This is a genomic window from Ramlibacter lithotrophicus (assembly GCF_012184415.1).
Classification (GTDB): domain Bacteria; phylum Pseudomonadota; class Gammaproteobacteria; order Burkholderiales; family Burkholderiaceae_C; genus Ramlibacter; species Ramlibacter lithotrophicus.
Map to the genome: position 1 here is coordinate 415441 of NZ_VTOX01000002.1, position 14684 is coordinate 430124.

General features: G+C 69.5%; 18 protein-coding genes. 9 read left to right on the top strand and 9 right to left on the bottom strand.

Annotation, left to right across the window (positions count from 1 at the left end; all coding sequences use genetic code 11):
• The first annotated feature begins 42 nt into the window (after positions 1 to 42).
• Genes RAMLITH_RS08050 through RAMLITH_RS08065 form a run of 4 tightly spaced genes read left to right on the top strand, consistent with a single transcriptional unit; the run spans position 43 to position 1474 of the window.
• Positions 43 to 363 (top strand): ElaB/YgaM/YqjD family protein, encoded by a 321-nt coding sequence (locus RAMLITH_RS08050; protein WP_168106847.1) that lies wholly within the window; start codon positions 43 to 45, stop codon positions 361 to 363.
• Positions 364 to 366: 3 nt separating this feature from the next.
• Positions 367 to 732 (top strand): phage holin family protein, encoded by a 366-nt coding sequence (locus tag RAMLITH_RS08055; RefSeq protein WP_337786123.1) that lies wholly within the window; start codon positions 367 to 369, stop codon positions 730 to 732.
• Positions 729 to 974, top strand: a complete 246-nt coding sequence (locus RAMLITH_RS08060) for a hypothetical protein (RefSeq protein ID WP_168106849.1) — start codon at positions 729 to 731, stop codon at positions 972 to 974. Before RAMLITH_RS08055 ends, RAMLITH_RS08060 begins: the two co-directional genes overlap by 4 nt.
• Positions 975 to 997: 23 nt before the next feature.
• Positions 998 to 1474 carry a universal stress protein gene (locus RAMLITH_RS08065; RefSeq protein WP_168106850.1) on the top strand — a complete coding sequence of 159 codons (477 nt, stop codon included), beginning with the start codon at positions 998 to 1000 and terminating at the stop codon, positions 1472 to 1474.
• Between the two features lie 122 nt (positions 1475 to 1596).
• Here RAMLITH_RS08065 and RAMLITH_RS08070 read toward each other — a convergent pair whose 3' ends face one another.
• The 9 genes from RAMLITH_RS08070 to RAMLITH_RS08110 form a co-directional block, all read right to left on the bottom strand.
• A complete protein-coding gene (locus RAMLITH_RS08070) occupies positions 1597 to 1890 on the bottom strand; it encodes a hypothetical protein (protein ID WP_168106851.1) in 294 nt (97 codons plus the stop codon).
• Positions 1891 to 1921: 31 nt separating this feature from the next.
• Positions 1922 to 2179 carry a FixH family protein gene (locus tag RAMLITH_RS08075; RefSeq protein ID WP_168106852.1) on the bottom strand — a complete coding sequence of 86 codons (258 nt, stop codon included), beginning with the start codon at positions 2177 to 2179 and terminating at the stop codon, positions 1922 to 1924.
• Between the two features lie 11 nt (positions 2180 to 2190).
• A complete protein-coding gene (gene ccoG, locus RAMLITH_RS08080; protein WP_168106853.1) occupies positions 2191 to 3624 on the bottom strand; it encodes a cytochrome c oxidase accessory protein CcoG in 1434 nt (477 codons plus the stop codon).
• A 9-nt stretch (positions 3625 to 3633) separates the two neighbouring features.
• Positions 3634 to 4554 (bottom strand): cytochrome-c oxidase, cbb3-type subunit III, encoded by a 921-nt coding sequence (ccoP, locus tag RAMLITH_RS08085; RefSeq protein WP_168106854.1) that lies wholly within the window; start codon positions 4552 to 4554, stop codon positions 3634 to 3636.
• Positions 4555 to 4566: 12 nt separating this feature from the next.
• Positions 4567 to 4707, bottom strand: coding sequence for a cbb3-type cytochrome oxidase subunit 3 (locus RAMLITH_RS08090; RefSeq protein WP_168106855.1), 141 nt, complete (start codon positions 4705 to 4707; stop codon positions 4567 to 4569).
• 16 nt (positions 4708 to 4723) lie between these two features.
• Entirely contained in the window at positions 4724 to 5350 is a 627-nt protein-coding gene (ccoO, locus tag RAMLITH_RS08095) for a cytochrome-c oxidase, cbb3-type subunit II (RefSeq protein WP_168106856.1), read from the bottom strand.
• A gap of 16 nt (positions 5351 to 5366) precedes the next feature.
• The gene (gene ccoN / locus RAMLITH_RS08100; RefSeq protein WP_168106857.1) at positions 5367 to 6800 is read right to left on the bottom strand and encodes a cytochrome-c oxidase, cbb3-type subunit I; all 1434 of its coding nucleotides are present in this window, start codon (positions 6798 to 6800) and stop codon (positions 5367 to 5369) included.
• Between the two features lie 113 nt (positions 6801 to 6913).
• Positions 6914 to 7051, bottom strand: a complete 138-nt coding sequence (ccoS, locus tag RAMLITH_RS08105) for a cbb3-type cytochrome oxidase assembly protein CcoS (RefSeq protein ID WP_168106858.1) — start codon at positions 7049 to 7051, stop codon at positions 6914 to 6916.
• 129 nt (positions 7052 to 7180) lie between these two features.
• Entirely contained in the window at positions 7181 to 9520 is a 2340-nt protein-coding gene (locus tag RAMLITH_RS08110; protein ID WP_168106859.1) for a heavy metal translocating P-type ATPase, read from the bottom strand.
• Between the two features lie 116 nt (positions 9521 to 9636).
• Here RAMLITH_RS08110 and RAMLITH_RS08115 point away from each other — a divergent pair, with 116 nt between their 5' ends.
• From RAMLITH_RS08115 to RAMLITH_RS08135, 5 genes are all read left to right on the top strand, one after another.
• Positions 9637 to 10080 (top strand): universal stress protein, encoded by a 444-nt coding sequence (locus tag RAMLITH_RS08115; protein ID WP_168106860.1) that lies wholly within the window; start codon positions 9637 to 9639, stop codon positions 10078 to 10080.
• A 39-nt stretch (positions 10081 to 10119) separates the two neighbouring features.
• On the top strand, positions 10120 to 10542 hold the full coding sequence (locus RAMLITH_RS08120) for a universal stress protein (protein ID WP_168106861.1): 423 nt from the start codon (positions 10120 to 10122) through the stop codon (positions 10540 to 10542).
• A 30-nt stretch (positions 10543 to 10572) separates the two neighbouring features.
• Complete coding sequence (locus tag RAMLITH_RS08125; RefSeq protein WP_168106862.1) at positions 10573 to 12471, top strand: type IV pili methyl-accepting chemotaxis transducer N-terminal domain-containing protein; 1899 nt, start codon at positions 10573 to 10575, stop codon at positions 12469 to 12471.
• On the top strand, positions 12468 to 13160 hold the full coding sequence (locus RAMLITH_RS08130; protein WP_168106863.1) for a response regulator: 693 nt from the start codon (positions 12468 to 12470) through the stop codon (positions 13158 to 13160). The genes RAMLITH_RS08125 and RAMLITH_RS08130 overlap by 4 nt, the downstream gene beginning before the upstream one ends.
• A gap of 174 nt (positions 13161 to 13334) precedes the next feature.
• On the top strand, positions 13335 to 14684 hold the full coding sequence (locus RAMLITH_RS08135) for an MFS transporter (protein WP_168106864.1): 1350 nt from the start codon (positions 13335 to 13337) through the stop codon (positions 14682 to 14684).

Genomic DNA, 14684 nt, shown 5'->3' on the forward strand with positions numbered 1-14684 from the left:
GGGGGCGGGACCTAGACTGGATACGGACTTCGGAGCGACAGCATGGACCAGGCGATGCATCCCCTCAAGGAAGGAACCAACCGACTGGCGGACGACTTCCGCGCTGTCGTGAGCGACGCCGAGCAACTGCTGCGGGCGGCCGCGAACCAGGCAGGCGAAGGCTATGCCGAGGCACGCGAACGCCTGGAGGCGAGCCTGAAAGCGGCGCGCCAGGAACTCGACACGTTCGAGGACCAGATGATCGACGGCGCGCGCCGCGCCGGCCGCGCCACCGACGGGTACGTCCGCGACCACCCATGGGAATCGATCGCCGTCGGCGCCGGCATCGGCGTACTGGTGGGCCTCCTGATCGGCCGCAGGTAGCCGGTGGCGCTGGGGCGCACTTTCGCGCGCTTGGCAGCCGGCTCGGTGCTGCTGCTGCGCCAGCGCCTCGAACTGGCCTCGCTGGAACTCGAGGAGGAAGTCCTGCGCCTGGGCCTGCTGCTGGCACGGGCGATGGTCACCGCGCTGCTGCTCACGCTGGCCCTGTTCGGCGCCGGCGCGACCGTGATCATCTACTTCTGGGACGAGGCCCGGCTGGCCGCGGCGGTCGGCGTCACCGGCTTCTTCGCGCTGGCCGCCGTCCTCACCGGCTGGCGGCTGGCGGCGGCGCTGCGCGACAAGCCGGCGTTCCTCGCCGCGACCCTCGCCGAACTCGACCAGGACGCGCAACGGCTCGGCGAACAGCCATGAACACCCGCCTGCAGGCCATCGTGCGGCGCCGCGCGGCGCTGGTGCGCGAGATCGCCCTCCAGCGCGATCGCTCGGCGGCACTGCTTGCCCAGTTGCGCACGCAGCTGGCACTGGCCGGCGTCGCCCTGGTCGCCGGCCGGCTGCTGCGGCGCAGCCGTTGGGCGCGGCTGCTCGCGCTGGGCTCCGCGGTCGCCGGCGGCCTCCTCCCGCTGGCCGCGCGCTGGCTCGCAGCGCGCCGATAATGCGAAGGGCAAGGAGGCCAGCCATGTACCAGCGCATCATCGTTCCCGTCGACGGAAGCCAGACCTCGAACCAGGCGCTCGCCACGGCGCTGGGACTCGCCCGGGAAAGCGGCGGCCGCGTGCGGCTGGTCCACGTCGTGGAGGAAATGGCCTACCTCACGGGGTACGACCAGTTCGGCGGCTATGCCGGCGACCTGCAGAAGATCATGCGCGAGACCGGTGCCGGCATCCTGGCGAGCGGCGTCGCCACCGCGCGCGAGGCGGGCGTCGAAGCCGAGGAAGTGCTGTACGACAATCTCGGCGAACGGTTGCCGGAGGTGGTGGCCGACGAGGCGCGCCGCTGGAACGCCGATCTGATCGTCGTCGGCACCCACGGCCGGCGCGGCGTCGGCCGGATCCTGATGGGCAGCGGCGCGGAGCAGATCGTGCGCATGGCGCCGGTGCCGGTGCTGGTGATCCGGTCGCCGCGGGCCGATGCCGGGGAAGCGGCGAAAACCTGAGCGCGCCCGCTCAGAGGCTGTGAATGAATTGATCGCGCCCGCGACGGGGCGCCTCACACAGGCAACGAGATTCGGGTCACGAACAAGGCTCGCGCGGGCGTGAGGAATTCGTTCACAGCCTCTCACGCTTTGCCGGCGGGATGGGGACAGCCCTGCGGCCGCTCCTGCGGCTTGAACGGACATCCGTTCACTTCGGCGGCTGTCTTCAACAGCAGCATGGTGAGCGCGCACGCAGCGGCGCTGATCGCCCAGAACGCGAAGAACGCCAGCGTGTAGACGCCCTGCGCCGAAAGTCCCAGCGGCCGGTCGGACGAGGCGAGCGCGGCCGGATCCACCACCGCGAACACCACCAGTTCCAGCAGGCACGCGGCCAAAAAAGCGGGCCAGACCACCCGCATCACGTTGAGGTTGGTCATCGTTCGCCTCCTCGGTTGGAAAGGGCGGACTTTACTGCGGATCGGCCGGTGGCGTCGCCGCGTGGTTGCGGCCCTGCAGCGCCGGCAGCAGCGCCTTCTCGCGGGCCAGCGTCTTGTTGATCTCGATACCGCGGCGGTAATAGTCGGCGTCGACGACCGGATCGGGCGTGCGCACGGCCAGCCACACAGTGACGAAGCCGGCGACGATCACCGCGGCCGGCCCGGCGATCACCAGCCACACGTAGCCGTGCGACCACCAGGGGGCGCTGCGATCGGTGGGAATGCTCATGGCGGGAATCCTTAGCGAGGCACGAGGAACACGGACTTCTCGCTCACGTGAGCGTCGCCCGCGGCCGTGCCGATGTTGAAGTGGATCGGGTGCGAGCCTGGGGGCGCGGACCCGTAGGGAATCTGCAGCCGCACGGCCACCCAGCGGGCTTCCGCCGCGCCGACCTGCACCTGCGCTTCCGAGGCCACGACCAGCCCCGGCAGGCCTTCGGCGGCGATGCGATAGGTCTGGGACTCCTCCGTCGCGTTCATGACCTGCAGGCGATACACGTTCTCCAGCTTGCCGCCGGGGACGATGCGCGACAGCGCCGCGCGGTCGCGCACCACGTCGACCTTCAGCGGCGTGCGCGCCACGAGGCTCGCCACCAGCACCAGGGCCAGCGCGGCCAGCACCGCGCCGTAGACCAGCACCCGCGGCCGCAGGACGCGGCGCCACATCTGCGGCTTGTCCCAGCCCTTGGCGAGCGCGTTCTGCGTGGTGAAGCGGATCAGCCCCTTGGGGTAGTTCATCTTCTCCATCACCGTGTCGCACACGTCGACGCAGGCCGCGCAGCCGATGCACTCGTACTGCAGCCCGTTGCGGATGTCGATGCCGGTCGGGCACACCTGCACGCACAGGCTGCAGTCGACGCAGGAGCCGAGCGAGAGCGCCGCCGGGTCGGCCTTGCGCGAGCGCGAGCCGCGCGGCTCGCCGCGGCCGGCGTCGTAGCTCACGATCAGCGTGTCGGGGTCGAACATCGCGCTCTGGAAGCGCGCGTACGGGCACATGTACTTGCACACCTGCTCGCGCAGGAAGCCGGCATTGCCGTAGGTGGCGAAGCCGTAGAAGAACACCCAGAACACCTCCCACGAGCTCAGTTGCAGGCCCATGAGGTCTGCGCCGAGCTGGCGGATCGACGAGAAATAGCCGACGAAGGTAAAGCCGGTCCAGAACGCGACGGCGATCCAGATGAAGTGCTTGACACCCTTGCGGGCGAGCTTGGCCGGCGACATGGGACCGGCGTCCAGCCGCATCCGGGCGACCCGGCTGCCCTCGACCTGGCGCTCGATCCACAGGAAGATCTCCGTGTAGACGGTCTGCGGGCACGAGAAGCCGCACCACAGCCGCCCCGCCACGGCGGTGAACAGGAACAGCGACAGCGCGCTGATCACCAGCAGCGCGGTGAGGTAGATGAAGTCCTGCGGGTACAGCACGTACCCGAAGATGTAGAAGCGGCGCGCGCCGAGGTCGAACAGGACCGCCTGGCGCTGGCCCCATTCGAGCCAGGGCAGCCCGTAGAAGATGATCTGCGTGAGCCAGACGAACGCCCAGCGCCAGCGCGCGAAGAGGCCCTTGGCCTCGCGCGGATAGATCTTCTTCTGCGCTTCGTAGAGGGAGCCGCCGCCGCCCGCGTCAACCGGGACCGAGGCGATCGGGATCACCTTGCGCGTGGCCTGCTGCTGCACCGGCCCCCCTCAAGGCTTCGCCGGCGCCGGCTTGTTGCCGAGGCTCCAGACGTAGGTAGCGAGCACGTGGATCTGCGCGTCGGTCAGCTTGCCGGCCTGCGCCGGCATTTCGTTGGCCTTGCCGGCGGTGATCATGTTGACGATCGCCTGCTCGCCCCAGCCGTGCAGCCATACGTCGTCGGTGAGGTTGGGCGCGCCCATCGCCTGGTTGCCCTTGCCGTCCATGCCGTGGCAGGCGGCGCACGCGGTGAACTTCGTCTTGCCCAGCTGCGCGCGGACCGAGTCGTGCGGGCCGTTCGACAGGCTCAGCACGTAGTGCGCGACGTTCCTCACGTCCTCGGGCGTGCCCACGGCCGCCGCCATCGGCGGCATCAGGCCCTTGCGCCCCTGCGTGATCGTCTCCCTGATCTTGTCGGGGCTGCCGCCGTAAAGCCAGTCGGCATCCGCGAGGTTCGGGAAGCTCTTGCTGCCGCGCGCATCCGAGCCGTGGCACTGCGCGCAGTTGTTCATGAACAGCCGCTCGCCGATCGCCATCGCGTTCGCGTCGCCGGCGAGGTCCTCGGTCTTCCTGGCGGTGAACTGCGCATACAGCGGCGCCAGCTCCTTGTTGGCCTGCTGCACCTCGGCGTCGTACTCGCCGCGCGTGGTCCAGCGCAGCTCGCCCTGGTAACTGCCCAGGCCCGGGTAGGCCACCAGGTACAGCAGCGAGAACACGATGGTGATGACGAACAGCCACATCCACCAGCGCGGCATCGGGTTGTTCATCTCGCGCAGGTCGTCGTCCCAGACGTGGCCGGTCGTGTTGTCGGCGGTGGCTGAAGGCGTCTTGCCGCGGGCCGTGATCCACAGCAGCAGCAGGCACGCGACGATGCTCACCACGGTGAGTCCGGCCACGTACACCGACCAGAATTCGGTATTGAAATCGCTCATGGGGTCCCCGGCTTACTGGTCGTGGTCGAACGGGATCTGGCCCGCTTCCTGGAAGTGCTCGCGGTTGCGGCGGTCGTACGCCCACCAGACGATGGCCAGGAAGGCGACCAGGCTGGCCAGCGTGGAGGCTATGCGCAGGAAGGTGATGTCCATTGGTGCTCCCTGTTTCCTATTTCAGCGTGCGGCCCATGCCCTGCAGGTAGGCGATGAGCGCTTCCATTTCGGTCTTGCCCTTCACCGCCTCGGCGGCGCCGGCGATCTCGGCATCGGTGTACGGCACGCCGACGGTGCGCAGGGCCTTCATGTGCCTGGGCATGGCGGCTGCGTCCACGGTGTTCTTCTCCAGCCACGGATAGGCCGGCATGTTGGACTCGGGCACCACGTCGCGCGGATTCACGAGGTGGATGCGGTGCCACTCGTCGCTGTACTTGCCGCCGACACGGTGCAGGTCGGGGCCGGTGCGCTTGCTGCCCCACTGGAACGGGCGGTCGTAGACGAACTCGCCGGCGACCGAGTAGTGCCCGTAGCGCATGGTCTCGGCGCGGAACGGCCGGATCATCTGCGAGTGGCAGTTGTAGCAGCCTTCGCGCTGGTAGACGTCGCGGCCGGCCAGCTGCAGCGCGGTGTAGGGCTTGAGGCCGGCGATCGGCTCGGTGGTGGACTTCTGGAAGAACAGCGGCACGATCTCGACCAGGCCGCCGATGGCGACGACCAGCAGGATCAGCACGATCATCAGGAAGTTGCTGGTCTCGACCTTCTCGTGGGTGAAACCGGTGGATTGGTTGGTATTGCTCATGGTGTCGTGTGCTCCGTCAGGCGGCGGCGGGGACGGCCACCGGGACGCGCACCGACCGGCCGCGCGCCACCGTCATCCAGGTGTTCCAGGCCATCACGCACATGCCGGCGAGGTACAGCAGGCCGCCCAGGGCGCGGATCACGTAGAAGGGATAGGTCGCCTTGACCGATTCGACGAAGGTGTAGGTCAGCGTGCCGTCGGCGTTGACGGCGCGCCACATCAGGCCCTGCATCACGCCGGCGATCCACATCGCGGCGATGTACAGCACGATGCCGATGGTGGCGATCCAGAAGTGCAGCTCGATGGCCGGCACCGAATACATCTTCTTCTGGCCGTACAGGCGCGGCACCAGGTAGTACAGCGAGCCCATGGTGATCAGGCCGACCCAGCCCAGCGCCCCGGAGTGCACGTGGCCGACGGTCCAGTCGGTGTAGTGCGAGAGCGCGTTGACGGTCTTGATCGACATCATCGGGCCCTCGAACGTGCTCATGCCGTAGAACGACAGCGACACGATCAGGAAACGCAGCACCGGGTCGTCGCGCAATTTGTGCCACGCGCCCGACAGCGTCATCATCCCGTTGATCATCCCGCCCCAGCTCGGGGCCAGCAGGATCAGCGAGAACACCATGCCGACCGACTGGGTCCAGTCCGGCAGCGCCGTGTAGTGCAGGTGGTGCGGGCCGGCCCACATGTAGGTGAAGATCAGGGCCCAGAAGTGGACGATCGACAGGCGGTAGCTGTAGACGGGCCGCTCGGCCTGCTTCGGGATGAAGTAGTACATCATTCCCAGGAAGCCGGCGGTGAGGAAGAAGCCAACCGCGTTATGGCCGTACCACCACTGGATCATCGCGTCCTGCACGCCGGCGTAGGCCGAGTAGGACTTCATCCAGCCGGCGGGGATCGCGGCGCTGTTGACCAGGTGCAGGATCGCGACCGCCAGGATGAAGGCGCCGTAGAACCAGTTCGCCACGTAGATGTGGCGCACCTTGCGGATGCCGATGGTGCCGAAGAAGACGATCGCATAGGAGACCCAGACCAGCGTGATCAGGATGTCGATCGGCCACTCGAGCTCGGCATACTCCTTGCTTGACGTGTAACCGAGGGGCAGGCTGATCGCCGCGGCGACGATCACGGCCTGCCAGCCCCAGAAGGTGAAGGCGGCGAGCTTGTCGCCGAACAGGCGCACATGGCAGGTGCGCTGCACCACGTAGTAGCTGGTGGCGAAGAGCGCGCAGCCCCCGAAGGCGAAGATCACCGCGTTGGTGTGCAGCGGCCGCAGCCGGCCGTAACTCAGCCAGGGGATGCCGAAATTCAATTCGGGCCAGGCGAGCTGGGCGGCGATGAACACCCCCACCAGCATCCCCACGACCCCCCAGACCACTGCCGCCAGCGAGAACTGGCGCACAACGGTGTCGTTGTACAGCGCCGTCCCGGCTCCCTGTTTATCCATGGTGCTCTACCCGTTTTTCGTGACCGCCGGAGTGTTGCTGCGCTGCGGCGAGGAACTGTTGACGCAGATCAAACTCGCCGGAAAAGGTTGATCGAGATCAAACTTTCGGTTGATCAATCGGAGCGCAGGATGCGCTCTCCCTCGGCATCCACCGACTCGAACTGGCCGCGCCAGACGGCCCAGCCGAGCGCCCCCAGAATCAGCAGCGCGAGCGCGACCGACAGCGGGATGAGGATGAAGAGAATATCCATGATGACTAATATAAATTGATTCGGGATGGGCGTCCATACCCGGCGAGGGCTATGGGAGTACTCCCGGGAATGGGTAGCTGGGGGATGGCGGATTCATTCGCTGACGTTGATATATGGCGCCGCCCGGATTCAGGCGGACTGGCCCGCGAGCGGCACGGGCGCGGCGGTTGCCTCGCCCTCCCCGGCCGGGCCTGAGATCCGCGCCAGCCGCGCGGCGTTCGCCACCACCAGCAGCGAACTCGCCGCCATGCCCAGGCCGGCCAGCCATGGCGGCATCCAGCCGACGACCGCGAGCGGCACGCACACGGCGTTGTAGCCGGCGGCCCAGGCGAGGTTCTGGCGGACGATGCGCTGCGTCCGCCGGGCCTGGGCCACCAGCGTGCCGACGGCCAGCAACTGCCCGCCGAGCACGATGAAATCCGATCTCGCCTGTGCCAGCGGCACGGCGTCGCCCATGGCGATCGAGACGTCCGCACGGGCCAGCACCGGGCCGTCGTTCACACCATCGCCGACCATTGCCACGCGCCGGCCCGCCGCCTGCGCCCGGCGCACCCGGTCGAGCTTGTCCTCGGGCGAGCAGTCGCCGTGCGCCTCCGCGATGCCGGCGCGCCGCGCCAGCCGCTGCACGGCGGGGGCGGCGTCGCCCGAGAGCAACTGCACCTGCAGGCCCTCGCGCCTCAGCACCGCGACGGCGGCCGCCGCATCGGTGCGGATCGTCTCGTCGAGTTCGAAACGGGCCAGCCACCCAGCGTCGTCGGCGAGGTGGACCATCGATTGTCCGGCTGGCGCCGCCCCGGCCGGTGCGCCGCAGAAGGCGGCGGACCCGAGCCGCAGTTGCCGGGCCGGCGCGCCCGGCACGGTCAGCCGGCCCTCCACGCCGCGACCCGCCTGTTCCGCCACCTCGCTCGCCGGCCAGGTCTCGCTGCCGGCCGCCGCCACGATCGCCCGCGATGCCGGGTGCAGCGAGTGGCGCGCCAGCGAAGCCGCCAGCGCCACCGCCTCGCCGGCGTCCACGCCGGGGCGCGTGCGCGTGGCGCAGACTCCCATGCGGTCGAGCGTCAAGGTCCCGGTCTTGTCGAACACCACGGTGTCGATGCCGGCGCAGGACTCCAGCCCCTGCAGGCGCCGCACCAGGATGCCTTGCCGGGCGAGGGCGCCAGCCGCGGCCAGCGTCGCCGCCGGCGTGGCCAGGGACAGGGCGCAGGGGCAGGTGACGATCAGCACGGCCACCGCCACGCCGAGCGCCTGCGCCGGATCCACCGCCCACCACCACGCCGCCGAACCCGCGGCCGCGGCCAGCACGGCCAGCAGGAAGGGGCTCGCGATGCGGTCCGCGATGCGCGCCAGCCGCGGCTTTTCGACCGCGGCCTGCTCCATCAACGCGACGATGCCGGCGTAGCGGGTCTCGCCGCCGGTGCGCTCCACCCGCACCAGCACCACGCCGCTCAGGTTCTGGCTGCCGGCGATCACCGGCTCGCCCGCCGCACGCGCCAGCGGCCGGGATTCACCCGTCAGCAGCGACTCATCGACCCGGGTCCGGCCCTCCAGCACGACGCCGTCGGCCGGGAACACCTCGCCCGGCAGCACCCTGATCACATCACGCGCCGCGAGGCGGCGTGCGGCGACGCGCTCGAAGCCGCCGTCCGGGCGCTGCCGCTCGATCGCCTGCGGCAGTCGCCGCATCAGGGCCTCGAGCGAACCGGCCGTCCGGTCGCGCAGCCGCTGCTCCAGGAGCCGGCCCGACAGCAGGAAGAAGACGAACATGGTCACCGAGTCGAACCAGACCTCGCTGCCCAGGATGCCGGACGGATCGAAGGTGGCGGCGGTGCTGGCGCCGAAGGCGATCGCGATCCCCGCCGCCACCGGCACGTCCATGCCCACTGTCCGGCGGCGCAGGTCGCGCAGCGCGGCGGCCAGGAACGGCCAGCAGGAAAAAAGCACCACCGGCAGCGTGAGCACCCACGACGCCCAGCGCAGCAGCGACGCGATGTCCGGGGTGATCTCGCCCGGCGCGGCGACATAGGCGGGCCATGCGTACATCATCACCTGCATCATGCAGAAGCCCGCCACCAGCCAGCGCCAGAGCAGCAGGCGCTGCTCCCTGGTGCGGGCGGCGGCATCGAGCAGATCGCCGGCGGGCACCGCGCCGTAACCGGCGCGCTGCAGCGCGGCGAGCCATTGCGAAGGCCGGCTCGTCTCCGGCGACCAGGTCACGCGGGCAGTGGCACTGGCGCCGTTGACCTGCACCGCCTGCACGCCGGGGACTTGCGCCAGCGCCTGTTCCACGGTGAGCGCGCACGACGCACAGTGCATCCCCTGGATCGCGAGGTACGACTCCTGCCAGCCTTCGTGGTCGCGCAGCGGCCGGCTGAACGCGGCCCATTCCAGCGGGTCGTCGACGGCGTGCCAGCCACCGGCCGGCGCAGCCTGCACGCGGCCGGTGTCGGGAGCAAGGACGTCAGGTTGCATGCGGCAAGGCTAGGGCCCGGCTGGGGCGACCCCGTTGACATTGATCAAGGGCCAAGGGCCGATGGGCTCTAAGCTCAAGGCGCGGCGCTCAATATCTCGGCCGCGGGAGCACAAGAATGTACCGAAAACTCCTCGTGGCGACCGACGGGTCGCCCCTGTCGAAGAAGGCCGTGAAAAGCGCCATCGACCTGGCCGGCGCCATCGGCGCCGAACTGGTCGCGCTGTACGTGGTGCCGCGTTATCCGGTGAGCTACTTCGAGGGCGGCATCAGCGTGTCGCCGCAGGAAGTCGCGCGGATCGAAAAGCAGTGGACCGACAAGGGCCAGGACGTGGTCGACGCCGTCGCCGGCGCGGCGCAGTCCGCCGGCATCAAGGCCAAGGCCGTCGTCGCCCGCTCGGACCTGGTGGCCGAATCCATCCTCGCGGCGGCGAAGAAGCACCGCTGCGACCTGATCGTGATGGCCTCGCACGGCCGCAAGGGGATCAAGCGCATCCTGCTGGGCAGCGAAACCCAGCACGTGCTCACGCAGAGCACGGTGCCCGTCCTCGTCCTGCGCTGAAGGCGCGGCTCCCAGCGACAACCGGAAAGAGTTTCCGACATGAAAATCCTCTTTGCCGCCGACGGCAGCAAGTTCACGAAGAAAGCCCTGGCGTTCCTCGCCACCCACGAGAACCTCGCCGGCCCCGGGGACGAGGTGGTCGTGCTGCACGTGCAGCCGCCCGTCCCGCCTCGGGTGAAGACCATGGTGGGGGCCAGCACCGTCAACGACTATTACAAGGACGAATCGGCGAAGGTGCTGGATCCGATCACCCGCTTCCTCAAGCGGCACCCGGCGCCGTATCGCACCAGGTGGGTCGTCGGCGCGCCGTCCGACGAGATCCTCAAGGCCGCCAGGCGCGAAAAGGCGCACATGATCGTGATGGGCACCCACGGGCACGGGCTGATCAGCCGGGCGCTCATGGGCAGCGTGGCCCAGAAGGTGGTCGCCGACGCCGACATCCCGGTGCTGCTCGTCAAGTAAGGCGCCGCCGCCGCACGCGAGCGTGGCCCGATGAAAAGCTGGACGCTCACCGCCAAGCTCTACGTCAGCGGACTCACGTTCCTGGTGCTGGCGCTCACGTCCATCGGCACCACGCTGTGGGTGACGTGGAACCTCGAAGGCGGCGCCGCCGCCGTCAACGAGGCCGGCCGGATGAGGATGCAGACCTACCGGCTGGCCCTGGCCGCTTCCACCAGCGGCCCCAGCGGCGAGACGCTGGCCCTGATCCGCAGTTTCGACGCCAGCGTCGCGCTGCTGCGTTCGGGCGACCCGTCGCGGCCGCTGTTCGTGCCCTGGTCGGAGGATTCGCGCCAGCGCTTCCGGCAGATCGCCGAGACCTGGCGGCAGCTGCGGGCCCAGTGGACGGCCGACCGTCCCACGGCGCAGGACGCGGCCCGCGACGCGGGCCGTTTCGTCGCGCTGATCGACGGCTTTGTCGCGGCCATCGAAGCGCAGATGTCGCGCTCGACCACCCTGCTGCAAGGCGTGCAGCTGGCGATGATGGGCCTGGCGATCGCCGGGGTGGTGGCCATGCTGTATGCCGGTTACCTGTTCGTGCTCAACCCGCTCGCGCGCCTCAAGCGCGGGCTGACATCGGTGCAGCGCGGCGACCTTTCCACGCGGGTCGAGGTCGACACGCTGGACGAGTTCGGGCAGCTCTCGGCCGGCTTCAACGAGATGGCGCAGACGCTGCAGTCCCTCTACGGCAGCCTGGAAGACAAGGTGCGCGAGAAGACCGCGCGGCTGGAGGTCAAGCGCCAGCGGCTGGCGGACCTGTACGAGGCCAGCGCGTTCCTGGCGAAGGCGCCCAGCCTCGACGCGCTGGCCCGCGGCTTCGCCGTCCAGGTCCGCCGCATCGCGAAGGCGGACGCCGCCGCGGTGCGCTGGTCCGACGAGGGCAACCAGCGCTACCTCCTGCTCGCCGCGGACGGCCTGCCGGCGGCGCTGCTGCAGTCCGAAGCCTGCCTGGACACCGGCATGTGCCTGTGCGGGCAGCGCCGGGCCGAGGCCTCGATCCGCACCATACCGATCGTTCCGGACCCGGCGGTCTCCATGGGAAACTGCCAGCGCGCCGGCTTCCGCACGCTGATCTCCGTGCCGGTCAAGCTGCACGACCGCGTCCTCGGCGAGGTCGACCTGTTCTTCCGTGAGCCGGTGGCCCTCGACGACGAGGACCGCGACCTGCTCGACACGCTGGCCACCCACCTGGCCAGCGCCATGGAGAGCCTGCGCGCGGCGGCACTGGAGCGCGAGACGGCGGTCGCGCAGGAGCGCGCCCTGCTGGCGCAGGAGCTGCACGATTCGATCGCGCAGTCGCTTGCCTTCCTCAAGATCCAGGTGCAGCTGCTGCGCGACGCGATGCGCCGCGAAGACGCCGCCGCCATGAACGGCATCATCGGCGAGCTCGAGGCCGGCGTGCGCGAGAGCTATGCCGACGTGCGCGAACTGCTGGTGCACTTCCGCACCCGCACCAACGAGGAAGACATCGAGCCGGCCCTGCGCACGACCTTGTCCAAGTTCGAGCACCAGACCGGCATGAAGGTGCGCCTGGAGATCGAGGGCCACGGCGTGCCGCTGGCGCCCGACGTGCAGGTGCAGGTGCTGCACATCATCCAGGAGGCGCTGTCGAACGTGCGCAAGCACGCGGGGGCGCGCGAGGTGGTGTTGCGGGTGTCGCGCACGCCGCACTGGCGCTTCGAGGTGCGCGACGACGGTCTCGGCTTCGACGCCGCCGTTGGCCACGCGGACGAGACCCATGTGGGCCTGCGCATCATGCAGGAACGCGCGCAGCGCATAGCCGCCGTGGTGCGGGTCGACTCGAGCCCGGGCCGCGGCTGCGCCGTGACGCTGGACCTGCCGGCCGCCGCCGCGCTCGAGCCGGCCGCGCCGGCGCTGGGAGCCTTGGCATGAACGGATCCGCGACGGCGCCGGTGCGCCTGCTGGTGGTGGACGACCACACCTTGTTCCGGCGCGGGCTGGTGGCGCTGCTCGCGGGCGACCGCAGCCTCGCCGTCGCCGGCGAGGCGTCTGACGCGGGCGAGGCCGTGCGCCAGGCGGCGGCGCTGCAGCCGGACGTGATCCTGCTGGACAACCACCTGCCCGGCGCCACCGGCATCCAGGCGCTGCCGGGCTTGAAGGAAGCCGCGCCCCGGGCGCGCATCATCCTGCTGACGGTGAGCGAGGACGAGCAGGACCTGCAGGCCGCGCTGCGCGGCGGCGCGCACGGCTACCTGCTCAAGACGATCGAGGGCGACCTGCTCGCCCAGGCGATCCATCGTGCCATGCGCGGCGAAGCCGTGGTCAGCCAGGAGTTGACCGGCAAGCTGGTCTCGGCGTTCCAGACCTCCTCGGCGGTGCCGGCGGCCGCCGCTCCCGCTCGCGATCCGCTGGCGCAACTGTCCACCCGGGAGCAGCAGGTGCTCGAGCAGATCGCCCTCGGCGCGAGCAACAAGGAAATCGCGCGGACGCTGCAGATCGCCGAGACCACGGTGAAGATCCACGTGCAGCACATCCTGCGCAAGCTGGACCTCACGTCGCGCGTGCAGGCGGCGGTGTTCGCCGCCGGCCTCGTCAGGAACGCGGGCGAGCCGCGTCCCTGAACCGGCAGCCGCCCGACCGCGCCAGCGCCCCGCCATAGTTCGAAAGAACGATGGCGGGCCGCCCCGCCCTCCTCCTTCCGGCCAGCCGCCGCTGCACCACCGGAGGATGTTCCTCGCGGGCCCCCGCGACCATAGTTCGCTCCAGGCAAGAAAGCCCCAGTGGAGCGAACCTCTATGCACCAGAAGACCCATCATCCGCATGTCGTGGTGACCCGCCAGTCGTGGTCGGTCCTGGCCGTGAGCACCCTGGCGTTCACGGTCTGCTTCATGGTCTGGATGATGTTCGGCGTCATCGGCATCCCGATCAAGAAGGCGCTGAACCTCAACGCGACCGAATTCGGCCTGCTCACCGCCATGCCGGTGCTCACCGGCTCGCTCATCCGCGTGCCGCTCGGCATCTGGACCGACCGCTTCGGCGGCCGCATCGTGATGGCCGTGCTGATGGCCGCCACGGTACCGGCGATCTGGCTGATGGCGTACGCCACCGCCTACTGGCACTTCCTCGTCATCGGCCTGTTCGTCGGCCTGGCGGGCGGCTCGTTCTCGGTCGGCACGCCTTACGTGGCGCGCTGGTTCCCGAAGCAGCGCCAGGGGATGGCGATGGGCGTCTACGGCGCAGGCAACTCCGGCGCCGCGGTCAACAAGTTCCTGGCGCCGGCGCTGCTCGTCGCCTTCGGCTGGACCCTGGTGCCGCAGGTCTACGCCGCCGTGATGCTCGGTACGCTGGTCCTGTTCTGGTTCTTCAGCTACAGCGACCCCGGCCACCTGGTGCCCAGCAACGTGAAGTTCGTCGACCAGCTGAAGGCGCTGAAGGACCCCAAGGTGCTGCGCTACTGCCAGTACTACAGCATCGTGTTCGGCGGCTATGTCGCCCTGTCGCTGTGGATGGTGCAGTACTACGTCGGCGAATTCGGGCTCGACATCCGCGTCGCCGCCCTGCTGGCCGCCTGCTTCTCGCTGCCCGGCGGCGTGCTGCGCGCGATCGGTGGCTGGCTGTCCGACAGGTACGGCGCCCACACCATGACCTGGTGGGTGATGTGGGTCAGCTGGATCTGCCTGTTCATGCTGTCCTACCCGCAGTTCGACGTGACCTTCATCACCGTCAACGGCCCCAGGAGCTTCAGCCTCGGCCTGAACGTGTACGCCTTCACGGCGCTGATGTTCATCCTGGGCATCGCGTGGGCCTTCGGCAAGGCGAGCGTGTTCAAGTACATCAGCGACGACTACCCGCACAACATCGGAACCATCTCCGGCATCGTCGGCCTGGCCGGCGGACTGGGCGGCTTCGTCCTGCCGATCATGTTCGGCGCGCTGATGGACCTCACCGGCCTGCGCTCAAGCGCCTTCATGCTGATGTACGGCGTGGTCTGGGTCTCCCTGATCTGGATGTACTTCACCGAGGTGCGCCGCACCGAAGTCATGGGCTCGCACGCCCCCGAGGGCCCGTCGTTCCCGCAACTGCACCTGCCGTCGCTGTCGCCCGACGCGCAGGCCGCCCTCACCCCCAACCTGCAGAAGGCCTGA